The following is a 23,167-nucleotide window of genomic DNA, read 5'->3' as shown; positions in this document are numbered from 1 at the left end:
TAGATGCAATTACGCGGAGTTTCCATAAAAAAAATTAACCGGCGGCCAATCTCAGCCGTTGCAGACAATAGTCATTGAATTCATCTTCTTCGGCATCCCCTTCCTCATCGTCCAGTACTTCTTTTTGAAGGATCCGGTTGGTTTTAAAATCGAGGGTGAGCAAACCATCCTTCAGGATGATATTGTTAAAGGCGGACCAGTCGAAACGTTGTTTGAATAAAGTGTTGATGACGATCCGGTCATCGGACAGTCCGATCTCCAGGGGGTATTTAGCCTGGTATTCCAGGAAGGTGAGTACGAAAAAAAAGATGGATAACCATTGCAGGTAGGGCATTCCAAGCCAGGCCACCCCGGCCGTCAGCAGCCAGTATTTATAACGGACCTGGCTACCGGTTTTCCGTGGTGAAGGCGCATTGTCCGGATCAGGGGAAATAGTATAAGGGCCGGACCGGGCCGACCGTATATTGATCTGAGCGGACCGGATATTAATGATGATCCCGGTAACCAGGATCAGAAAGGCGAGACTTAGAAAATAATTAATGTGTTGGCTGCGGACCTGTTCGAACAGGAAATTCAGGGCAGAAAAAGCGCACAGGATGATACTGATTATATCTATGACCCGGTCACTATCTCTTTTCAGGATAACTACATACTGATACCGCATGATGCAATATTAGGAATTGTTTGCCACCAGCAAATTACACAGTTTCCACAATATGCGTGCTCCGACGTTAGAGTCCCAATCCGTATCGCCTACGCCGATCTCATTCAGGTCGAACCCGATGAATTTGCGGCCGCTCTGAACGATCTTTTTTATGAGATAGAAGATCTGATCTGCATCGAATCCGCCCTGTACGGGAGTACCCGTATTGGGACAGAGTTTTGGATCCAGTCCGTCAATATCGAAGCTGATATAGACCTTATCGGGTAGATGGCTGACGATTTCGTCGGCTATCTGTTTCCAGCTTTGCCCTTCGAAACCGCGCTCCTTGATGTCCTTGTCAAAATAGGTGATCACATGATAATTGCTGTTGCGGATATAATCCCATTCTTCCTGGCAAAAGTCCCGTACACCAACCTGAACCAGCCTTTTCAGCTGGGGGATCTCCTGCAGGGCATTATACATGATGCTGGCGTGGCTGTAGACGAAGTCGCTGTAGGATTTACGGAGATCGCAATGCGCGTCGATCTGCAGGATACCGAAATCCCCGTGTTTTTCGGCAATGGCCTTAAAATAACCAAGTGGAGTACTGTGATCTCCTCCTAAAAGGGCAACCAGTTTGCCGCTGTCCAACAGGGCCTTGGTTTGTTCGTAGACCCATTTGTTCAGGATCAGGCTGCCTTCATTGATTTCTTTCAGCGATTTGCACATGAAGGTATTCCGCTCTACGATTTCTCCTTTGGAGGTATAATCGATATATAGTTCAGCTTCCTTACGCAGATAATCGCTTTTCATCAGCACCTTCCTGTCGGGCTGCCGCATAAATATTCCCTTTTTCCAGGCATCGTTGGTTTCCCCGTCAAAAAGGTCGACCTGCATACTGGCGTGAAAAACATGTTCTGCGGCCCTGGCCGTTCCCGCGCCATAGCTGACGGTAACTTCCCAGGGGATAGGGAGAATGACGAGCCTGGATTCTTCTTCTGTAAACGGAAGACCGAAAATATTGTTTTTCGGGTTGCTTACCCCATTGCAACTAAACTGAGATAGATCTGTCATGGTCTGTTAATTACACCAGCGGGCGCTATAATGTTCGGTCCCCCGGTATTATCCTGATTAGGAAACGCTGCGCAAGTTAGTACAGTATACAACGATTATCAAAATATGTGCAAAAAAAATGGTGTTTAAACGTCAAATAGTCAGTTTTTTATAATTTCTTTATATTTTTTGCTTTTCGGAATAAAATCCTGAATTAAATGCGTTCCCTGTTTAATGTAAACCGCTTAGTTCTTTCTTTAGTACATTCGCACAAAATTTCAGAAAATTTCAGAAAAATCCGAACAATCAGAACAATCATCAGATCAATCTGTTAAAACGCAGGCATCTGATTAAGCTAAACAAGTAAAAACATGCGAAAAGTAGTTGTTACCGGTATTGGAGCGATCACACCCCTTGGCAATTCAGCGAAAACTTTCTGGGATCAATTGGTGGCCGGCAAGAGTGCGGCAGGACCTATAACTAAATTCAAAGCAGATGCCTTTAAGACCCGTTTTGCCTGTGAAGTAAAAAATTTCGACCCTTTGACCTGTCTGGACAGGAGCGAACTGAAAAGAACGGACCTCTTTACCCAATACGCCCTGGTTGCGGCCGATGAAGCCATCAAGGATTCCGGGTTGGATCTGGCTTCGATGGACCCATTCGATACGGGTGTCATCTGGGGCTCCGGACAAGGGGGCATGCAGACATTCGAGGATCAGGTGAAGGAATTTGTATTGGGCGGTTATCAGCCCCGCTTCAGCCCGTTTTTCGTACCCAAACTGATCGCCAATATGGCATCGGGGATGATCTCCATTAAATATGGATTGATGGGTATCAACTATACCACCGTTTCGGCTTGTGCAACCTCCAATACGGCTATCATGGATGCACTTAACTATATCCGCCTGGGTAAGGCCAAGGTTATGGTGACCGGGGGCTCGGAAGCACCTGTCACCGAAGCGTCCATCGGAGGATTTAACTCCCTGAAGGCATTATCCAACCGCAACGACAATCCTTCAGGCGCTTCCCGCCCCTTCGATAAGGACCGGGATGGATTTGTCATGGGAGAAGGGGCCGGGGCCCTGATCCTGGAGGACTATGAGCATGCAAAACAAAGAGGTGCAAAAATATATGCCGAACTGGCCGGAGCGGGTATGACCGCGGACGCCTATCATATGACGGCCACCCATCCGGAAGGGATTGGAGCGCTACGGGCCATGAAAGATGCCCTGGCTGATGGCGGACTCAACCGGGAAGAAGTAGACTACCTGAACGTACATGCAACTTCCACTCCGGTAGGAGATAATAGCGAGGCCAATGCGATCAGCCGTCTTTTTGGAGACAAACCGAAGCATTTGACCCTCAGTGCAACGAAGTCCATGACCGGTCACCTGCTCGGAGCTGCCGGCGCCATCGAGGCGATCGCCTGTTTGCTGAGCATCAGGGATGGTATAATACCGCCAACCATCAATACCAGGGAATTAAGCCCCGAAATACCCGGAGGTTTGAATATTCTCCTGGGCGAGTCGATCGATTACCCGGTTAAGGTGGCCATGAGTAATTCCTTTGGCTTCGGAGGTCATAATGGAATCGTGGTGTTCCGGAAGATCTGATGATTTTAATTAACTTTGCACCCTGATATGAAAAAGATACAAATTGTTATTTTGGTGTTCATCGCTGCGGCGATCGGCGTACTCATCAGTTTTATGGGAGACCTGACTACGTATGAGACCATTGCTTCCGCCCGTCAAAAGGAGGGACAGACCGTCACCATCATTGCCCACCTGGACAATTCCATTCCCATCGAATATGATCCGGCAAAAAACCCGAATTATATGAGCTTTCATATCAGCGATACCCTGGGCAATAAGGCCAGAGTGGTTTATTATTATGAGAAGCCCTACGATCTGGAAAAAGCCGAACGTATCACGCTGAAAGGGAAAATGAAAGGCAATATATTTGAAATAACAAGGAAGGACGGCATCCTGCTAAAATGTCCTTCCAAATATAAAGATGACCCCAATACGGCTAAGAAAAGCCTTAGTCAAAATTAATACCCAGCCATGGATTACGTAGGCGAACACCTGTTACCCGGAAAATTAGGACATTTTTTTGCCATTCTTTCTTTTGCTGCCTCCTTCGTTGCGATGATCGCTTATGCCAAAGCGGCCAATACCAAAAATCCGCATGAGCATGCCAGTTGGAAACGGATGGCCAGGATCGCCTTTGGGATCGATGTCATTTCCGTGTTCGCCGTTTTCGGTACTATCTGTTATATCGTTTCTGCTCATCTTTTCGAATACAATTTCGCCTGGGAACATTCCAGCAAAGCGATGAGCATGAAATACCTGTTCAGTTGTATCTGGGAAGCACAGGAAGGAAGTTTTTTGTTGTGGACCATCTGGCATTGTGTGCTGGGCCTGATCCTGATGCGCAAAGCCGGTCCCTGGGAAGCGCCGGTATTATCGGTGATCAGTTTTGCGCAGCTTTGTCTGGCCTCCGTGATCATCGGCATCTATATTTTTGGTAGCAGGGTAGGGATCAATCCTTTTATCCTCGTCCGCGAGAAATTCGCAGAGGGGCCCATGTTCAGCCGCCCGGATTATCTGAGCATGCCCCAAATGCAGGATGGACAGGGGCTTAATGCCTTACTGCAGAATTACTGGATGGTTATTCATCCTCCCATCTTATTCCTGGGGTTCGCCTCTACGATCGTTCCCTTTGCCTTTGCGATCGCCGGGCTTTGGAAGAAACAATTCGGGGATTGGACAAAAATTGCCTTGCCCTGGACCCTTTTCTCCGCCTGTATCCTGGGAACGGGGATCATGATGGGAGCGGCCTGGGCTTATGAATCCCTTAGTTTTGGCGGTTACTGGGCCTGGGATCCGGTTGAAAATGCGTCCCTTGTTCCCTGGCTGGTCCTGATTGCCGCCTTGCATACGCAGGTCGTGTATAACGCCACGGGCCATTCCCTCAGAGCAACTTATTTTTTCCTGATCCTGCAATTTATGCTGATCCTGTATGAGACCTTCCTGACCCGGAGCGGCATATTAGGGGATACTTCGGTACATGCTTTCGTGGGCGCGGGAATGAATGCCCAACTGGTGGCCTTCCTGCTGGTATTCCTGGTCCCTTCCATAGGATTATTCATCGCCCGTTATAAGCAGATACCGCATATCATTAAAGAGGAAGGAACGGATTCCCGGGAGTTCTGGATGTTCATCGGTTCGTTGATCCTTTTTCTGTCAGCCATGTTCATCATTGTTTCCACTTCCCTGCCAGTAACCAACCTGGTCACCAAAAAGAAGATGAGTATCGGTGACGATGCAGCCTTTGCCTATAACAGGATCGAGGTCTTCGTGGCCATCCTGTTGGGTTTGTTTACCGCGATCACCCAGTATTTAAAATATAAAAAAACATCCAGACAGGTACTGATAAAAAAATTATGGCCTCCTACGGCGATTGCCCTGGCGATTTCCATTGCCGTCAGCGTATCCGGTGGTATTCATTATGATAAATATGGGGCCGGATTCCTGGCTGCCATCCACCTGGCCATGTTTGCGGCAGTCTATTCAGTTGTCGCCAATATTGTATATATATGGTCCGGATTAAAAGGGAAGTTAAAGGCTGCCGGTCCTTCCGTGGCGCATATCGGTTTTGGGCTGATGCTGGTGGGCATCCTGGTTTCTTCTGCGAAAAAAGAGGTATTGTCGTATAATACGACGGGCATCAATCTTAGTTTTGATGCGGCTTCCGGTCAGAACCCGATGGAAAATATCACCCTGCTGAAAGGGGTTCGGACCGATATGGGTAAATACTGGACGACCTTTGTCAGCGCGGATTCCGTTGATACCCGCAGTAAGACCACGTATTACCAGATCCATTTCGATAAAAAGGACGGTACCCAACAATTCGATCTTTATCCCAACTGGATGAAGGCCACCAAAGGACAACAGGGTATTTCTGCCAACCCGGATAAATATCATTATTGGAACAGGGACATCTTTACCTATATCAGCGCAACGGATAATCCGGAACAGCGCAGGGACGATACCATCCGTTTCAAACCCTATCCTGTTTCCGTTAAGGATACCATTTTTTACTCGAAAGGTTTTTTAGTGCTGGATAAGGTGGTCGTGAATCCGCATGATGATAAATTCCATTTCAGTCCGACCGATACTGCATTGATGGCGGAAGTGACGATCGTAAGTAAGGATAGTATGCGTTATACCGCCAAACCGGTATTCTACGTAAAAGACAACCAGTATAATTATATCGTAGATACGGTATTTGCCCAGAACCTGGCGATCCGGTTCAACCGGATCGTGGAGGGGAATAAGATCGAGCTGGGAGTGAAAGAGTCTGCCGCCATGATACCCTTTGTGGCCTTAAAAGTGCTGGAATTCCCTCATATCAATATTTTGTGGATAGGTACCATCCTGATGATCATCGGGTTTGTGATGAGTATCGTCTGGCGCAGGCAACAGGCTGCCGTGGCTGCTGCGGCAGCTTCCGCCGAAAAATGACCCGGACCAATAAAAGTGACCGGACCGGGTTACCCGGGACCCCGAATAAGTATTAATCTTAAAGGTTTTTTTGTAACTTTAAGACCGCTTATGGCCTGTTGTCAAAGGAAATATCCGTTTTATCTATTCGTGTTCGTACTCTTACTGACGAACCTCTGTTCCCCCGCACAGCAAACTCCGCAAAATTCACCGCCTGTTGTGCCAAAGTCCGACACGCTGAACATTCCACCCATGCCCCAATATGGGCCATATGATACGATTATGGTACCTGCTCATACCTATAACGGGGAGATCCTTTCCTCCCGCAATCTGGAGCTTACCTGGGTGACCAGGCCGATGCCTCCGGCCATGCGCAAACGATATGAGGAGTGGACCCGTTTGCGGAACGCCGTTTATGTTACTTATCCTTATGCCCGCAAGGCCGGTATTATCATGAACGATATCAATTCCAAGCTGGCTATGCTGGGTTCCGAAGGAGAAAGAAAGGCCTATATTCAATCCCGCGAAAAGGATCTGAAAAAAGAATTTACCGAACCCCTTGAAAAGATGTCGGTCTATCAGGGCAGGATACTCATGAAATTAATCAACCGCCAGACCGGCAACAACTGTTACAATATCATAAAAGAATACAAAGGAGGGATTACCGCCCGGTTTTGGCAAACCGTAGCCTTTTTCTTCAGTAGCAGCCTCAAACAGCCCTATGATCCCAAGGGCGATGATCAGCAGATCGAATTGATCGTACAGGAAGTAGAACGCATGTATAGAGGATGATTTTAAGAGTTAATTGTAAATTTAACTCTTAAAATCATCCTCTATACCCATTATGTCTGGAGAACTTCGGAGGAGCTTCGGCCCTCGCTCCTTCTTGTTCGTAACCTTCGCTTAAGCTCGGTTACAGCCGGTGGGACCGTGTCCCACCTTTGTGGCTGAGTTTACAACTTTATAATCTTATCGATGATCCCGGTGGTGGAGAACCCCGGTACAATCTTGTTGATCACCACTTTTCCCCCGGCAGCCATCACCTCTTTGGCACCTACGATCTGCTCCAGGGTATAATCGCCCCCTTTCACCAATACGTCCGGTAAGACAGCCTTGATGAGATTCAGGGGAGTATCCTCTTCGAAAATGATCACGGCATCGACCATGAGCAGGGAGGCCATGAGTGTTGCTCTGCTTTGTTCGTCGTTTATGGGCCGGAGATCTCCTTTTAATCTTTTGACAGAGGCGTCTGCATTTATGCCTACGATCAGGTAATCGGCCTCTACGGCGGCTTCCGACAAAGAGGAGATATGTCCCTTATGAAGAATGTCAAAAACTCCGTTGGTAAAGGCAATTTTTTTACCAAGGACCCGCCAGCGGTTTACCTGGTATGACAATCCCGGCAGATCGAAGATCTTATGCGGTATGATCTGTGGCAATTTCATGCGGGATAGTATTACTTTTCTTATTCAGCTTGGGTAACAGGATAAAACTGGCGACACCGAAAATAATAAAACTCAGGAACTGTCCGAACCAGAGTAACCATCCCAGGGCCTGGCCGAAAGGTAATTCGGGTATACTGTAAAAGGCCACTGTCTTTTGTACCAGGAACGAATAGGCGCCAATCCCTCCCGGGGAAACGATCATCCCGATGCTCCCCATTGCCAGCACGCTCAGCGCGTCCACGAGGGTCAGTCCGCTGGTCTCTTTGATCGCAAAAAAACCTACCCAGGTGCTCAGCAGGTATAAGGTCCATATACCTGCCGAATAAACGATAAACAGCGGTTTGTTCTTCAGCTTCCGGACACTGGTCAGGCCGTGCAGGATATTGATAAAAACACCTCTTATTTTCTGAACAATATCGATATGCCCTAATTTTCTGAACAGGAACAATAGAAGCAGGAGGAAGACCAGGCCGCCGATCAGCAGGTAAACGATTTTTTGATAGGATACCTGCCCGTTGGCATTCTGAAAATGCGGATAGATATAGGTAGCGGCCAGGGAATTGATCACATCGAACTGAAAAATGAGGGTCAGACCGAATACGACAACCAGGCTGATCACATCGAAGGCCCTTTCGGCCACAATAGTTCCCACCAGTTTATCGACCGGAATCTTTTCATAACGGGACAGGACCGTACATTTTACCACTTCACCAACACGGGGAGCCCCAAGGTTGACGAAATAGCCGATCATGACTCCCAGGAATGTATTTATTTTTCTGGGCTTATAACCAAGGGGTTCCATCAGCTGCCTCCAGCGGAGGGCTCTGAGCCAGTGGCTTCCCAGCAATAATAGAAGAACGGGGACCAGCAGCCAGTAATTAGCCCTGTCCAGGGCGCTTTTTAACTGCTCCCATTTCTGCCTGTCCATGTCTTTCAGGCTAAGCCACACAAAAAACGCTGCCAGTGCAGCGAAAAAAAGGTATTGCAGTATCGCCCGGATTTTTTTATTCATAACAATGGTACAAGTTACGTACAATAAGTCTACCTGCTGTTCAATTCCATTTAACGCTTCAGTTAAATTTTATTGCCTTCGCGGGGGAATATGATCGTTGGTTTAAAAGTTTTAGCCTTTTCAAAGTCCATCCGTGCATAGGAAATGACAATGACCACATCTCCAACAGCACCCTGACGGGCAGCCGGTCCGTTCAGGCAACAGGTTCCGGAACCTCTTTTTCCTTTGATCAGGTAGGTCTCTATTCTGGACCCGTTATTCACATTTACGACCTGTATCTTTTCGTTTTCGATCATGTTTGCCCCATCCATAAGGTCTTCGTCCAATGTGAGGCTTCCTACATAGTTCAGGTTGGCTTCGGTTATAACAGCCCGGTGAACTTTCGATTTCAGGATTTCAATATCCATGGTAGTTGAATAGGTTGATTAGTAATAAGCTGCCTGTCATATATCGGCGGGTCTTCCCTGATTAATCAGGATCAGGGGCTTATCCCGTCAGATCCGCCCGGTTTCGGGGCACAATATTAAACAATCTATGTTACCTAAAGTTCAGGATGGTAAAAGTTCAGCCTGCCGGCTATCAAATGATCATATTATCGATCAATCTTACCTCACCCAGGAAGGCGGCAGCCAGGGCAACCCGCTTTTTCTTTCCGTTCAGTGCGGGGAGGGGTTCCAGGGTTACTGCATCGGCAATCTCAATGTAATCGACCCGGAAATCGTTTTCTTCCAGGATGGACCGGGCCTTGGAAATCATGGTTTCCAGGGATTTCTGATCGTCCGGAGCCGCCCGATCCTCCGGAGCCGCCTGTTCTTTCAGCCAGGTCAACGCTTTAGATATAGCCGGAGCTTTTTTCCGCTGTTCTTCCGTCAGCCGCATATTGCGGCTACTCATGGCCAGCCCGTCCGCTTCCCGGATAATGGGACAGGGGTGAAGAGCGACCTGATATCCCTGCAGGTCTATCAGCCGTTGAATGACCATGCATTGCTGGTAGTCCTTCTGACCCATAAACAATTGATCGGGCCTTACCAGGTCCAACAACCGGCGTACGACCTGGCAAACGCCCTGAAAATGCCCCGGCCGGTATTTTCCTTCCAATAGCGTTTCCAGGTTTCCCAGCGCATAGGTTTCCAGGTTTTTAGTTCCCTCCGGGTACAATTCATCCACCTCAGGAAGAAATAAAACCCCTGTCCCTGCCTTTTCCAGCAGGTAGATGTCCTTCTCGATGGTTATTGGGTATTTCTGAAAATCTTTCGGGTCGTTGAACTGGGTTGGATTTACAAAAATGCTGCAGACCGTAATATCCGTATGGGTCTGTGATATGTCAATAAGTGATATATGTCCGGAGTGAAGGGCCCCCATCGTTGGCACGAACCCGATTTTTTTGCCCTCCGAACGTTGATTTTGAAGCCAGCTGGTCAATTCGGCAGCTCTCTTGAATAAGATCATAATTATCGTTTTATACCTATGTAACGCGGCTACAGTGCCTATTTACTAATAAAAAGCTTACCTTTGCAAACTATTTCGTTAAGGTTCCTTTCACCAATTATATTAAATAATGCTAAGTAAGAAAAGAATTTTATTTATAGCCAACGAAATGTCCCCCTATTTAGAGTTGACAGAATTTGCGGAGATCATTAATAAATTGGCCATAAAATCGAATGACAACGGGTTTGAAGTGCGCTGTATCATGCCGCGTTTTGGTGTGATCAATGAACGCAGACATCGCCTGCATGAGGTGGTTCGTCTGTCCGGGATCAATGTTTCGGTCGATAACGATGATTATCCCTTGCAAATTAAGGTGGCTTCTTTGCCTAATGCCCGTCTTCAGGTGTATTTTTTGGATAATGAGGACCTGTTCAAACGTAAATATATCTTTAACGACGATCAGGACAAATGGTTTGACGATAATGGCTTAAGGACCGTGTTTTATTGTAAGGGAGCCCTGGAGACCGTAAAAAAATTCGGCTGGCCTCCTGACGTTATCCATTGCAGCGGCTGGATGACCGGGCTGATTCCGGCTTATCTTAAAACGGTTTATAAAAAAGAACCCGTTTTCACCCATAGTAAATGCGTATTCACTATCGGACAGAATACGTTCAAGGAAAAACTGGGACCGGATTTTATAAAAACAGCCAATATACACGCCAACATCAAGGAAAAAGACCTCGATCCGTTCAAAGAGGCAAATAATACGGCTATGTTCCGCGGAGGCGCAACCTATGCTGATGCCATTACCTTTGGTTCTGAAAAGGTAGAGAAGAAACTGGTGGATGAGTTTGGTAAAATGAGGGGTAAAAAGGTCCTGGCTTTTAATGCAGAATCAGATTTAACAGATTATTTGCAATTATACACGGACCTCTGTAAGTAGGCTTTTTCGTCATAAATTGAGTTATTCGATAATTTGTAATTGTTATTTGCGTTTATAATGACCGGAAATTTTAAATACCGCGGTATATTTGCGCGAAATTAGAAGATCCCATTATTTTTTATAAAATCTTTTTTAACTAATTATGCCTTATTTATTTACTTCCGAAAGCGTTTCCGAAGGCCATCCCGATAAGGTGGCGGACCAGATTTCCGATGCCCTGATCGATAATTTTCTGGCTTTTGATGCCCAGTCAAAAGTTGCCTGTGAGACACTGGTTACGACCGGGCAGGTAGTTTTAGCCGGAGAAGTAAAATCTAAAGCTTACCTGGACGTTCAGGAAATCGCCCGCGGAGTTATCCGCAAGATCGGGTACACCAAGAGCGAATACATGTTCGAAGCCAATTCCTGCGGTATTTTTTCTGCGATCCATGAACAATCTTCCGATATTAACCAGGGTGTTGATAAGAAGAAGAAAGAAGAGCAAGGTGCCGGCGATCAGGGGATGATGTTTGGTTATGCCAGCAACGAGACTGATGATTATATGCCTTTAGCGCTTGATCTTGCCCATAAGATCCTGATTGAACTGGCTGCCCTGAGAAGGGAGAATAAAGCCATCAAATACCTCCGTCCCGATGCCAAGAGCCAGGTTACCCTGGAATACGACGATAATAACAAACCCGTAAGGATCGATGCTATTGTGGTTTCCACGCAGCACGACGACTTCGATACAGAAGGCAAAATGCTGGCGAAGATCAAACAGGATATCATCGATATCCTGATCCCCCGGGTAAAATCAAAATACAAAAAATACGCCCGTCTGTTCAACGATAAGATCAAGTATCATATCAATCCCACCGGTAAATTCGTGATTGGCGGACCACATGGTGACACTGGACTGACAGGTCGTAAGATTATTGTGGATACCTATGGCGGTAAAGGCGCACATGGCGGCGGGGCATTCAGCGGAAAGGATCCTTCCAAAGTGGATCGTTCTGCAGCCTATGCAACCCGTCATATCGCGAAGAACCTGGTAGCTGCAGGTGTTTGTGACGAAATCCTGGTTCAGGTGTCCTATGCCATCGGGGTTGCACAGCCTACCAGCATCAATGTGAATACCTATGGCACGTCAAAAGTTAAGCTTACCGATGGCCAGATCGCGAAAAAAGTAACGGAACTGTTCGATATGCGTCCTTATTTTATCGAAACCCGTTTGAAATTGCGTAATCCGATCTATAGCGAAACTGCGGCCTATGGTCACATGGGACGCAAACCCGAGATCGTCGAAAAGACCTTTGTTTCTCCCGATGGGAAGACCATAAAGAAAAAAGTGGAGTTGTTTACCTGGGAAAAACTGGATTACGTGACTAAGGTTAAAAAAGCATTCGGCATTAAATAAATTGGTCAGGGAAAGGTTGCCGGTCTTTAAAAAGACCCTCAATTATCCCCTGCAGAAAAAACCTCCTCTCGATCGGGGAGGTTTTTTTATTTTCGTTCCTGAATTACCGGATCACCGAAGGGCTGGATCCCTGAATTACCAAATCGATCCATACAAAGTCTGGCTCCCTAAAGAATACAGCAAAACCGCAAAAATGAAGGAAACTAAAAATCCGTGGACCATTTTAGCCGAACGGGAGGTTTACGACAACAAGTGGATTGGTCTCACTGAGTACGATGTAATCAATCCTGGAGGAGGAAAAGGCATCTATGGAAAAGTCCATTTCAAAAATATAGCCGTAGGTATATTACCACTGGATGAAGATCTCAATACCTATCTGGTCGGGCAATACCGTTTCCCCCTGGATGCGTATAGCTGGGAGATTCCCGAGGGAGGAGGTGACCCGTCTCAAACAGCCCTTGAGTCGGCTCAGCGGGAATTAAGGGAAGAGACCGGGCTGGTAGCCCATAGCTGGACACCAATTCTGGAAATGCATCTTTCCAATTCCGTCAGCGATGAAAAAGCCCTGCTTTTTTTAGCCCGGAACCTGGAACAGCACGATGCCATGCCGGAGGAAACGGAAGAACTGGCTGTCCGGAAATTGCCTTTTGAAGAAGCCTACCAAATGGTAGAGCAGGGGGTCATCACCGATTCGATGTCAGTGGCTACGATACTTAAAGTCAAAATCATGTTGAGTACCGGAAAAATCCCTCACCCCTAACCCCCTAAGGGGGAATGATAATACAAGCTATTTTGATAATAACTGAAAATTTTTGAATGATGAAAGAAAAATATAACCAGCGACCAGATCAGCAGCCTGAGAACAAACAGCCCCTTCAGGGGGACAAGGGGGGCAAGATAATCGGGCGTCAGCCCCTGATCGAGGCGATCCGTTCCGGAAGGGCTCTGGATAAGATACTTTTACAAAGGAATGCATCCGGAGAGTCGATAGAAGAGATCCGTGAACTGGCCAGGGAGCATAATATCCCTGTTCAGATCGTGCCTCCGGAAAAACTGGCTTCCCTGACAAAGGCCAGCCACCAGGGTGTTGTCGCCTTGGCTGCCCTGGTTCAATACCTTGACCTTCAGCAGGTCATCGATTCAGTAGTTGCTTCCGGCGCTGCCCCCTTATTTGTTATGCTGGACGGGGTGACCGATGTCCGCAATATCGGGGCAATTGCCCGGAGTGCCGTTTGTTGCGGGGCTCAGGCGCTGATCATTCCCGATAAAGGAACGGGCGCTCTGAACGAAGAAGCGATGAAATCTTCCGCCGGAGCGCTGGAACTTATCCATATATGCCGGGTCAACAGCCTGCTCAAGGCCGTGGATACCCTGCATCTCAACGGGATCAAGTCTTTTACGAGCGAGGCGGGAGCTCCCAAAAAAGTATTTGAACTGGAACTCTCCGAACCTTGTTGTATTATCATAGGAAGCGAGGATAAAGGGGTAACACCGTATATCCGCAAGGCTGCCGATGAACATTTTTCCATTCCCATGACCGGAAAATTCGATTCGTTCAATGTCTCCGTCGCCACGGGAATAATTTTGTATGAAGCGCTTAAAAAAAGGTTAGTACCCTAATTCTCTAACCTCCTAACCTCCTAACCTCCTAACCTCCTAACCTCCTAACTCCTTAACCCCCTGAAGGGGGAATAAGTACCCCGAAGACGCTGGAGAAAATTTAATGTATATTCTATGCATATTGGAAACAGTCAAGGAAATCAAGGGCAATTCCCCCTTCAGGGGGCTAGGGGGTTAAGCCTGGTGGAATGCCCCCGTGATGCCATGCAGGGATGGCCAACCATCATCCCGACGCAGAAAAAAATCGAATACCTGAATGCCTTGCTCAGGGTTGGGTTCGATACGCTGGATTTCGGAAGTTTTGTCTCTGCCAGGGCCATTCCGCAAATGGCCGATACTAAGGAAGTCATTACTCACCTGGATATGCGGCAAACCAAAACAAAATTGCTGGCCATCGTCGCGAATTTTCGCGGCGCTGAGGAAGCAAGCGTTTATGAGGAGATCAGTTATCTGGGTTTCCCTTTCTCCGTTTCGGAAACCTTTCAATTGCGCAATACCAATAAGACCATTGACGGATCGCTTGCCACTGTAGAAGAAATTCAGGATCTCTGTATAAAAAAAGAAAAGGAGCTCGTGGTTTATCTGTCGATGGGCTTCGGTAATCCCTATGGTGATCATTGGTCGGAGGAAATTGTCCTGGAATGGGCACAGTCCATCGCCCGTTTGGGTATTAAAACCATTTCCCTGGCAGATACAGTAGGATTGGCCACTCCCGAACAGGTTTATTCCACGACAGATTATCTGATCCGGCAGTTACCGGGCCATACGATCGGCGTGCATCTGCATTCGACGCATCAGAACAGGAAGGCCAAGATCGATGCTGCCCTTCAGGCAGGCTGCCGGCGATTCGATGGTGCGTTAAAAGGAATCGGCGGTTGCCCCATGTCCGGAGAAGAACTGGTAGGGAATATGGATACGGAATGGATGATCGGTCATTTCAGGCAAATAGCAGAAAAAAACAAAGCTAAACATGGGGTAGAGGGTCCGTCCTTTTATGTGGATGAACTGAATGAGCAGGCCTTACAGGAAAGCCTCCGGATCGCCTCGGAGATCTTCCATTGACCCGGAAATAAACTTTAATTGTAATTATGGAATTTCAATTGCCGATAAGGATCAACAACCTTCCTCATCCGATCGGTTATCCGGATAAAATACTACTGACCGGTTCCTGTTTTACAGAACATATCGGCAATCATCTGCGGGAATATAAATTCGATATCCTGCAAAATCCGAACGGGATACTCTTTGATCCGGCAAGTGTATCGGCCAGCATCATCTCCTACATCAACAACCGGCAATTTACGGAGGACGATCTTATCCAGGTCAATGAACTATGGCAGAGCTGGCAACACCACAGCCAGTTTTCTCATATGGACAAGGGGGACTGTTTACGAGGTATCAATGAATCCCAGCATAAGGCACATACCTTTCTTAAAGAGGCAAAATGGCTGATCATAACCGTTGGCAGTTCCTTTTCTTACCGGTTGTCCGCAGAGACTCCGGACAAGTTCCGGCCTGGGGCAGCACCGGAAACTTCAGCAGTGGCAAACTGTCACCGCGCCCCGGCCCAATTCTTCCGCAAACACCTGATGACGATAGAGGAGACCATTATTGCCCTGGATACCTGTCTGTACCAGCTGTTTTATTTTAATCCTTCCATCCGCGTGATCTTTACCGTCAGCCCGGTGCGTCATATCCGGGATGGAGTGGTAGAGAACAACCGTAGTAAAGCCAGACTGATCGAATCGATACATCACCTTGTGGATAAATTCGACAAGCTCTATTATTTCCCGGCCTATGAACTGGTCATCGATGTCCTGAGGGATTACCGTTTTTATGATATCGATATGGTCCACCCGAATTACCAGGCCACCAGCTATGTCCTGGAAAAATTCACCCGGCATTTTATCCGGGAGGAAACGCAGCGGATCATGGAGGAATTGAAAAACATCATTATTGCCCGTAAACACAGGGCTTTTCAACCTGGTACCCGGGCCCATAAAAAATTTCTGTCGGATCACTGGGAGAAAACAAAGGAACTGAGCGCCAGGTATCCTTTCCTCGATCTGGCAGAAGAAGAAGCGTATTTTCTAAAAAGTCAGGAATAATAGAGCATGGTCAAAAAATTCTCCACCCAGGCACAGGCAATTCTTCATTTTTACAAAAACCAGCGCCCGGATTTTTCCATGCCCGAAGGCATATCCATAATGAATCCTTATTTGGATAAAGAGGCCTGGAGGGTGGCGATGACCTTTTATGAGAAATTTTATGGCGATGCAAATCCCCGTATTTTTATCTTCGGCATCAACCCCGGCCGCTTTGGAGGAGGCATTACCGGTGTGCCTTTTACCGATCCGCAACGACTCCGGGAGAAATGCGGTATTGCCAATGAGTGGAAAAACCTGCCGGAGTTGTCCTCCCAATATATCTACGATATGATCGACGCTTATGGAGGCGTTAGTTCGTTCTACGGTAAATTCTATATTACTGCCTTATCTCCCCTGGGTTATGTGAGGGTAGGCAAAAATCTGAATTATTACGATGACAAAGAATTGCTGAGATCGGCCGAACCTTATATACTGCAAGGAATCCGGCAACAATTGGAGACTATGCCCACATCATCCACCTGTTTCTGCCTGGGCGAAGGGGAGAACTTCAAACAGTTCCGCCGGCTGAATGATAAACATCAGTTTTTCAAAGAGATCATTCCCTTGCCTCATCCCCGATGGATCATGCAATACCGGAGAAAAAGAGTTCCTGAATTTATCGGGGCTTATGTTGAGAAATTAAATGGTGCTGTCCTATAAAATTCACTTAAAGTTCACCTAAAAATCACCTAAAGTTCACCGGACATTGCTCAATGTATCCTGTCCCCCCTCAGTTCCATTTCCTGCATTATCCCGGATTCGAACTGAAGCCATTCTTTCCACCGCCGACGTACGGTTTCCTTATCGACATAAGTTTCCGCCAGCTCGATGAATAAATGATAATGGCCTGCCTCACTTTCCATAAAACGTCTGTAGAACTGACGGAGATAATCATCTGACAGCCCCTCGCTCAGGCGTTTGAAACGTTCACAGCTACGCGCTTCAATAAGGGCGAAAATGAGCAGTCTGTCCAGGAAACGTTCTTCTTCGCTGCCTCCTTTTAATTGGAATTCCATCAGTTTGTTCACATACTGATCTTTTCGTTGTTTGCCCAGTTTTAATCCTCTTTTCTGGAGTTCCGCCAGGACAAGCCGAAAATGACCCCATTCCTCGGTGACCAGGGGAGAAAGCTCCTGCACCAGTTTTTCCTGGTGGGGATAACGTTGAATGAGCGAAATACAACTGGTGGCCGCCTTCTGCTCACACCAGGCGTGATCGGTCAGGATCTCCTCCAGGGAAATGCTGGCCAGATCCACCCAGCGGGGATCGGTGGGTAATTGCAGACCAAGGATGTTTTTTTGTCCGGGACCGGTAGCTGTTTCCATACTGCAAACCTACCAAAAAAGCCGGTAACACATTTTACTGTAGGTTTGCCTGAAAATCCACAGGCTTGAAAGATGAATTCCTGCATAAAAAACTGGATGAGCGGAAGGCCCAAAATGCCTTTCGTCAATTACGGTTACCGGATGGTAAAACCGATTTTTGTTCAAACGACTATCTGGGCATAGTCACCAGGGGGCTCATAGAGAAGATCCAACGTCCGAACCTTCATGCCAGCCCCCTGCACGGCAGTGCGGGATCCCGTCTGCTGGCGGGTAATTATCCGCTGATAGAAGATGCGGAAAAGGAACTGGCCGCTTTCCACGACGCTCCTGCCGGGCTGATCTTTAATTCGGGTTATGATGCCAACCTGGGGCTGTTAAGTTGCGTACCGCAGCGGGGAGATACCATCCTCTATGATTACCTCAGCCATGCCTCCATCCGCGATGGTATCCGCCTTTCTTTTGCCCAATCCTTTTCTTTTCTGCATAATGATTGCCTGGACCTGGAAAAAAAATTGCAAAAGGCAGAGGGGAATATTTTTGTAGTAACGGAATCCGTGTTTTCTATGGATGGCGATCAGGCTCCTTTAAGAGAGATCCAGGAACTATGCGAACGATTCAACGCAAACCTGATCGTCGATGAGGCCCATGCGACAGGGGTAATCGGTAGCAAAGGAGAGGGGCTGATCCAGGAGCTGGGATTACAGAACAGGTGTTTTGCACGTGTACATACTTTCGGAAAAGCCGTAGGCTGTCACGGCGCCATTATATTGGGCTCCGGTCAGCTCCGGGATTACCTGATCAATTTCTCCCGTTCTTTCATCTATACAACGGCCTTACCCGAGTCCAGTATACAGGCGATCCGGGCAGCCTATGCTTTATTCCCGGGATTGGAAAAGGAAAGAGCGCATTTACATAAATTGATCACACGTTTCCAGGGAGCTTCCCTGGGATTCAAACGGCTGACAAGTCTTACACCCATACAGGTGGTTATCGTTCCCGGCAATGAAGCCGTAAAAAAAATGGCTGCGCTGCTGCAGGGTAAACAACTCGATGTCCGCCCCATTCTTTATCCGACGGTTCCGAAGGGAGGCGAACGCTTGCGCATAGTGCTTCACGCCTTCAACACTGATGAAGAACTGGACAGGCTGATTTCCGGATTAGGCTGAATTTAATTGGCCGAATTGGTGAAAGGGGAAGCCCGCGCTTTGACCTTCTTCACTTTCTTTAAGGATCTGTAAATTTGAATATTAATAAGAAAGACTTTTCCTTAATTATATGGAGTATTAAAATTGCCAATATTTCATATTAACATTAAACATTACAATGAATTTTTGTTGATCTGAGTTTGTTTCAGGTACAAAAAATATAACTTTCTCCTCTTAATCAGATTTTTTATGGGCGTTTATATTAGCATAATTGCATTTATTTTCTTAACTATCTTTTCTTGTTTGGGCTATTGGGGCGAATTTAAATCAACGGGTAAATTATCTTGCAAAACATGGTGTATTTTAATTTTCTTGGTCTTAACGTTAATATTCGGAATTGCCGATACAATCATTAAGGACCTTGGTTCGCAGGAAGATAAGAAGGATATTATAAGTACTACAACCGCAACATCAGATACAACAAGGAAAAAGTTAGAAAGTGGTATATTACACACAGATAGCTCAATTGATAAATCGAAGCAAGAAATTCAAGATTTTATAAATGAAAAGGAGAAAAAAAGGTCGTCAGAAGTTTCTGAAAGTTCAAATCTTAAAAAGAAAGCTCGAGATAGAAAGCCTATTGTAGATCTATTCCCTTTAAAGGCAGATAAGAACCCGAGAATTGATAAGGGTGGTATAAACGATTTATCTAAGTTTTATGTATTTCTTACCAATAATGGCGACACGTATGCGAAAAATGTAGCTGTTGATTATTCGGTGTTAAGTGGCAATAACAATATTTCTAAAGATGATTCCTTAAATAGGCGTTCAGAATTAAACCATACAGAAATTATTCCTCCTGGGGAAATTCGTTCTACTTATTTAATTTTTCAAACTAGACACTCAGGCCCTAATTCAATTTTATATTTTTCCGTTGCAATTTGCTTTAGAGATTCATTAAACAGGAAGTATGGTCCTATTCATCATATATATAGGACTAATTTGAATGATTCAATATGGCAAGTGGATCTCCCCGATGAAGAAGACTTTAATCGCATGGAAGCAAGGTTTAAACAACATGGATTATGGCGAGAAAAATATTTTTAAGCCAATTGTAATGAAAAAAGCTATCGAAATAATTGGAAGATAAATTTTTTTTAGCTCAGTATCTTCTTAAATGATTGATTATTAATGCCAAATGGTGAGTTTGGATTCAAAAAAATAAGCCGGCTCACCCCTGAGACCGGCCTATTATCTACCTGAACCACCTGAACTAGTTTATTACCTCCAACATCCTATTTAAACGGTACGATCATTACCTGTTTGTCTCTGCAAAGTTGAGCAGAAGCACCGACCTGTACAATACCATTTTGTGGTAGTTTTTTGAGACGGGCCTTTTGGAAAAATAGCCCCGTCTCAAAAAACTACTCTAATGATTGACCTTACGGTCACCGGGCCGTGGCCCGGTTTTGGACCACTGTCTCTGGCCATTTGAAAAAATAGTTTACTTTTAAGCACTTTTACCCCATCACCTCAACATAACGGTATGAGAATCGTTCCTTTTCTTATTTCTTTTTTCCTGACTGCCGGACTGATTTTTTTTCTAAACAACCCTTGGGGGCCGGTGCCTCCCCTGGGGAAATTCCTAAGCCCACAACATGGGTTCTGGCAAAATGCGGAACCGTCAGAGCCGGATTTTAATGCCGAACTGTCCCTGCCGGAATTAAAAGATAAGGTGGATGTCTACTTCGACGAATACCTGATCCCCCATATCTATGCCCGAAATGAGGAGGATGCCTGTTTTGTCCAGGGATATCTGCATGCCAAATTCCGCCTGTGGCAGATGGAATTCCAGACACATGCGGCAGCGGGAAGACTAAGCGAGATCCTTGGGCCGGGCGAGAACAACAACTATCTGAAATACGATCGTTCCATGCGCAGATTAGGAATGGTTTGGGGAGCTGAGAAAGGTCTTCAGGAAATAGAGAAAGACAGTATCACGAAAAAAGATTGTGATGCCTATACGGCCGGAGTGAATCATTATATAGGTAACCTGAAAGAAAGTGAGCTTCCCCTGGAATACAAACTCCTGAATTACAAACCGGAGCCCTGGTCCAATCTCAAGATTGCCTTGTTCACCCAATATATTGCCTATGACCTGGCAGGTGGAGACAATGATTTTGAAATGACCAATGCCAAAAGCATATTCAGCAAGGAAGATTTTGCCAAACTCTATCCCGCCTCCCAGGACAGCCTGGACCCCATTATCCCGAAAGGAACCTCTTTTTTGCCTCCGGGCATCCAATTGAAAATCCCCCCCACGGTGGATTCTCTTTATTTTAAGAGTACCGATACCGTTACTGCCCGGGAGCTCAAACCGGAAAAAAACAATGGCAGCAACAACTGGGCGGTAAGCGGGAAAAAGACCTTAAGCGGTCGCCCCATTCTCTGTAATGATCCTCATTTAGGGACAAATATGCCGGCGATCTGGTACCAGATGCAGATCCAGACCCCTGAATTTAATACATACGGAGTCTCTTTCCCCGGTGCGCCTTATATCATTATAGGATTCAATGACAGTTGTGCCTGGGGTATCACCAATGCAGGCAGGGATGTCCGTGATTATTATTCGATCCGGTTCAAGGACGACAGCCGGAAGGAATATTGGTTTGACAAAGAGTGGAAAACTGCCGACCGAAGGATTGACACCCTTAAGATCAAGGGGCAGCCGACCTTTTATGATACGGTGGCTTATACCGTATTCGGGCCAGTTCTGTATGATCCAGGATTCGCGGGTTTTTCCGATGTTCCCAATACCCGGTCTTATGCCGTACGTTGGAAAGCCAATGACCCTTCCAACGACCTGGCTGTTTTTGCCCGTCTCCGGACTGCAAAGAACTACAGTGATTACAAGGAGTCCATCAGCTATTTGAGTACGCCTGGACAAAACATCGTATATGCCGATAAGAGCGGAACGATAGCGATCAGGCAACAGGGGGAGTTCCCGGCTAAATGGAAGGGCCAGGGAGAGTTTGTTATGCCTGGGGAGGATAGCTCCTATATGTGGCAGGGAAATTCCCAGTATAAAAATATCCCTCCGGACGAAAACCCCTATATGCTCGATCCGGACAGGGGCTTCGTCAGCAGCGCCAATCAACGGGTAGTGGATACGGCCTATTCTTATTTTCTGGGAAGCGATTTTCCCATGTACCGTGGGCTGATCATCAATCGTTTCCTGAACAAAATGGATAAGATCACCCCATCCGATATGATGAAACTCCAAACGGATAATTATGACGTATTCGCAGAAATGGCCCGGCTCTTGTTATTGCGAAATATCGACGAATCCCAATTGGCGCCCGAAGACAAAAAATTCCTGAACATTTTTAAATTATGGAACCTCCGTAATGATCCCGGTGAAGAAGGTCCGGTTATCTTTAACCGTTGGTGGGCTCATCTGGAAAGCGGTATCTGGGACGATGAATTTTCAAAGACCAGTTTACCTATGTTAAGACCTTTTGAAAGCACCTTACTGGAAGCCCTGTTAAAGGATTCAGCTTACTCTTTCGTCGACAATATCAATACCCCCGAAAAAGAAACGCTTCAGCAGGTTGTTACCGCTGCGTTTAAGAAATCGATACCCGATCTGGCCCAGGCAGAAAAGGATGGAAAAATTTTATGGGGCAAATATAAAGATACCTGGGCACGCCATTTATTGCATCTGCCAGCCTTGAGCAGGATGCATCTGCCCATCGGCGGTGGTACCCATTGTATCAATGCCGCCAAACAATTTCATGGACCCAGCTGGCGCATGATCGTTCACCTTACCGATAAAACGGAAGCCTATGGAGTCTACCCCGGAGGACAGAGCGGTAATCCGGGCAGTCCTTTTTACGATACGTTCATCGATCATTGGGCTACCGGAAAATACTATCCCCTATGGGTAATGGAAAGGGATGAAACAAGAGACAAACGCGTTAAATGGAAAATGGCATTTGGGAAATAGGCCATCCCATTTCTAAACCAGGGATCATCAATAAAATAACAAACGACAAAACAGTATAATGAAATTCATAGTTTCCATTCTCCTTATCGCTCTGCTAAGTTTTGTGAGCGGTTTATACTTCCCCTGGTGGGGGATCGCCCTGGCTGCATTCATCGTCAGTGCATTCATTCCTCAAAGACCCGGTCTGGCCTTTTTGGCCGGATTTCTGGCTTTGTTTTTATTATGGGGATTGCTTGCCTGGGGGATCGATTCAGGGAATGCCGGTATTTTATCCAAAAAGATTGCCCGTATTCTTCCGCTTGACGGATCGCCTGTTTTGCTGATCCTGGTAACTGCCCTGGTAGGTGCCTTGGTAGGCGGCGGCGGCTCCCTGACAGGAAGTTTCCTCAAACAAAGGGGGGGGTTGTCTGAAAAATAACCCCCTGCTTTTTTTCATCATTGCGTCGCGACAAGGAGAGGCCTCCTTGTAACCGCCTTGATACGCCCCTGTACCCTCCCT

22 protein-coding genes are annotated in these 23,167 nt (G+C 46.6%); 15 read left to right on the top strand and 7 right to left on the bottom strand.

The window, feature by feature from the left end; all coding sequences use genetic code 11:
- Positions 1-34 precede the first annotated feature (34 nt).
- Both ACX0G9_RS19315 and ACX0G9_RS19310 read right to left on the bottom strand, forming a co-directional pair.
- The gene (locus tag ACX0G9_RS19315) at positions 35-664 is read right to left on the bottom strand and encodes a hypothetical protein (RefSeq protein WP_459066592.1); all 630 of its coding nucleotides are present in this window, start codon (positions 662-664) and stop codon (positions 35-37) included.
- Positions 665-673: 9 nt separating this feature from the next.
- Positions 674-1,717, bottom strand: coding sequence for an agmatinase family protein (locus ACX0G9_RS19310; protein ID WP_459066591.1), 1,044 nt, complete (start codon positions 1,715-1,717; stop codon positions 674-676).
- A 350-nt stretch (positions 1,718-2,067) separates the two neighbouring features.
- Here ACX0G9_RS19310 and fabF point away from each other — a divergent pair, with 350 nt between their 5' ends.
- From fabF to ACX0G9_RS19290, 4 genes are all read left to right on the top strand, one after another.
- Entirely contained in the window at positions 2,068-3,309 is a 1,242-nt protein-coding gene (fabF, locus tag ACX0G9_RS19305; RefSeq protein WP_459066590.1) for a beta-ketoacyl-ACP synthase II, read from the top strand.
- A gap of 27 nt (positions 3,310-3,336) precedes the next feature.
- Positions 3,337-3,750: a cytochrome c maturation protein CcmE gene (locus ACX0G9_RS19300; RefSeq protein ID WP_459066589.1), complete on the top strand. Its 414-nt coding sequence runs from the start codon at positions 3,337-3,339 to the stop codon at positions 3,748-3,750.
- Positions 3,751-3,759: 9 nt separating this feature from the next.
- On the top strand, positions 3,760-6,222 hold the full coding sequence (gene ccsA, locus ACX0G9_RS19295) for a cytochrome c biogenesis protein CcsA (protein WP_459066588.1): 2,463 nt from the start codon (positions 3,760-3,762) through the stop codon (positions 6,220-6,222).
- Positions 6,223-6,420: 198 nt separating this feature from the next.
- Positions 6,421-6,993: a DUF4294 domain-containing protein gene (locus tag ACX0G9_RS19290; protein ID WP_459066587.1), complete on the top strand. Its 573-nt coding sequence runs from the start codon at positions 6,421-6,423 to the stop codon at positions 6,991-6,993.
- 161 nt (positions 6,994-7,154) lie between these two features.
- Here ACX0G9_RS19290 and rfaE2 read toward each other — a convergent pair whose 3' ends face one another.
- The 4 genes from rfaE2 to panC form a co-directional block, all read right to left on the bottom strand.
- Complete coding sequence (rfaE2, locus tag ACX0G9_RS19285) at positions 7,155-7,646, bottom strand: D-glycero-beta-D-manno-heptose 1-phosphate adenylyltransferase (protein WP_459066586.1); 492 nt, start codon at positions 7,644-7,646, stop codon at positions 7,155-7,157.
- Positions 7,618-8,658, bottom strand: coding sequence for a lysylphosphatidylglycerol synthase transmembrane domain-containing protein (locus ACX0G9_RS19280; RefSeq protein ID WP_459066585.1), 1,041 nt, complete (start codon positions 8,656-8,658; stop codon positions 7,618-7,620). The genes rfaE2 and ACX0G9_RS19280 overlap by 29 nt, the downstream gene beginning before the upstream one ends.
- Positions 8,659-8,720: 62 nt before the next feature.
- Positions 8,721-9,065 (bottom strand): aspartate 1-decarboxylase, encoded by a 345-nt coding sequence (gene panD, locus ACX0G9_RS19275; RefSeq protein ID WP_459066584.1) that lies wholly within the window; start codon positions 9,063-9,065, stop codon positions 8,721-8,723.
- A 172-nt stretch (positions 9,066-9,237) separates the two neighbouring features.
- Positions 9,238-10,107: a pantoate--beta-alanine ligase gene (gene panC, locus ACX0G9_RS19270; protein WP_459066583.1), complete on the bottom strand. Its 870-nt coding sequence runs from the start codon at positions 10,105-10,107 to the stop codon at positions 9,238-9,240.
- 109 nt (positions 10,108-10,216) lie between these two features.
- On the opposite strand from panC, the gene ACX0G9_RS19265 reads away from it, so the two are divergent.
- The 7 genes from ACX0G9_RS19265 to ACX0G9_RS19235 all read left to right on the top strand — a co-directional run bounded on the left by ACX0G9_RS19265 (position 10,217) and on the right by ACX0G9_RS19235 (position 16,852).
- A complete protein-coding gene (locus ACX0G9_RS19265) occupies positions 10,217-11,029 on the top strand; it encodes a glycogen/starch synthase (RefSeq protein WP_459066582.1) in 813 nt (270 codons plus the stop codon).
- 142 nt (positions 11,030-11,171) lie between these two features.
- Positions 11,172-12,425, top strand: coding sequence for a methionine adenosyltransferase (metK, locus tag ACX0G9_RS19260; protein ID WP_459066581.1), 1,254 nt, complete (start codon positions 11,172-11,174; stop codon positions 12,423-12,425).
- A gap of 193 nt (positions 12,426-12,618) precedes the next feature.
- Entirely contained in the window at positions 12,619-13,185 is a 567-nt protein-coding gene (locus ACX0G9_RS19255; protein WP_459066580.1) for an NUDIX domain-containing protein, read from the top strand.
- A gap of 56 nt (positions 13,186-13,241) precedes the next feature.
- On the top strand, positions 13,242-14,045 hold the full coding sequence (gene rlmB / locus ACX0G9_RS19250; protein WP_459066579.1) for a 23S rRNA (guanosine(2251)-2'-O)-methyltransferase RlmB: 804 nt from the start codon (positions 13,242-13,244) through the stop codon (positions 14,043-14,045).
- A 114-nt stretch (positions 14,046-14,159) separates the two neighbouring features.
- Positions 14,160-15,107, top strand: a complete 948-nt coding sequence (locus tag ACX0G9_RS19245) for a hydroxymethylglutaryl-CoA lyase (RefSeq protein ID WP_459066578.1) — start codon at positions 14,160-14,162, stop codon at positions 15,105-15,107.
- A gap of 26 nt (positions 15,108-15,133) precedes the next feature.
- Positions 15,134-16,153 carry a GSCFA domain-containing protein gene (locus ACX0G9_RS19240; RefSeq protein ID WP_459066577.1) on the top strand — a complete coding sequence of 340 codons (1,020 nt, stop codon included), beginning with the start codon at positions 15,134-15,136 and terminating at the stop codon, positions 16,151-16,153.
- A 6-nt stretch (positions 16,154-16,159) separates the two neighbouring features.
- On the top strand, positions 16,160-16,852 hold the full coding sequence (locus tag ACX0G9_RS19235; protein WP_459066576.1) for a uracil-DNA glycosylase family protein: 693 nt from the start codon (positions 16,160-16,162) through the stop codon (positions 16,850-16,852).
- A 50-nt stretch (positions 16,853-16,902) separates the two neighbouring features.
- Here ACX0G9_RS19235 and ACX0G9_RS19230 read toward each other — a convergent pair whose 3' ends face one another.
- Entirely contained in the window at positions 16,903-17,517 is a 615-nt protein-coding gene (locus ACX0G9_RS19230) for a MiaE family protein (RefSeq protein ID WP_459066575.1), read from the bottom strand.
- Between the two features lie 65 nt (positions 17,518-17,582).
- Here ACX0G9_RS19230 and ACX0G9_RS19225 point away from each other — a divergent pair, with 65 nt between their 5' ends.
- From ACX0G9_RS19225 to ACX0G9_RS19210, 4 genes are all read left to right on the top strand, one after another.
- Positions 17,583-18,683, top strand: coding sequence for an aminotransferase class I/II-fold pyridoxal phosphate-dependent enzyme (locus tag ACX0G9_RS19225; RefSeq protein ID WP_459066574.1), 1,101 nt, complete (start codon positions 17,583-17,585; stop codon positions 18,681-18,683).
- Between the two features lie 228 nt (positions 18,684-18,911).
- The gene (locus ACX0G9_RS19220; RefSeq protein ID WP_459066573.1) at positions 18,912-19,769 is read left to right on the top strand and encodes a hypothetical protein; all 858 of its coding nucleotides are present in this window, start codon (positions 18,912-18,914) and stop codon (positions 19,767-19,769) included.
- Positions 19,770-20,208: 439 nt separating this feature from the next.
- Complete coding sequence (locus tag ACX0G9_RS19215) at positions 20,209-22,668, top strand: penicillin acylase family protein (RefSeq protein ID WP_459066572.1); 2,460 nt, start codon at positions 20,209-20,211, stop codon at positions 22,666-22,668.
- Between the two features lie 58 nt (positions 22,669-22,726).
- Complete coding sequence (locus tag ACX0G9_RS19210) at positions 22,727-23,086, top strand: hypothetical protein (protein ID WP_459066571.1); 360 nt, start codon at positions 22,727-22,729, stop codon at positions 23,084-23,086.
- The last annotated feature ends 81 nt before the right edge of the window (positions 23,087-23,167 follow it).

Source organism: Flavitalea flava (assembly GCF_054461575.1).
This window is presented reverse-complemented; position numbering and strand designations above follow the sequence as displayed.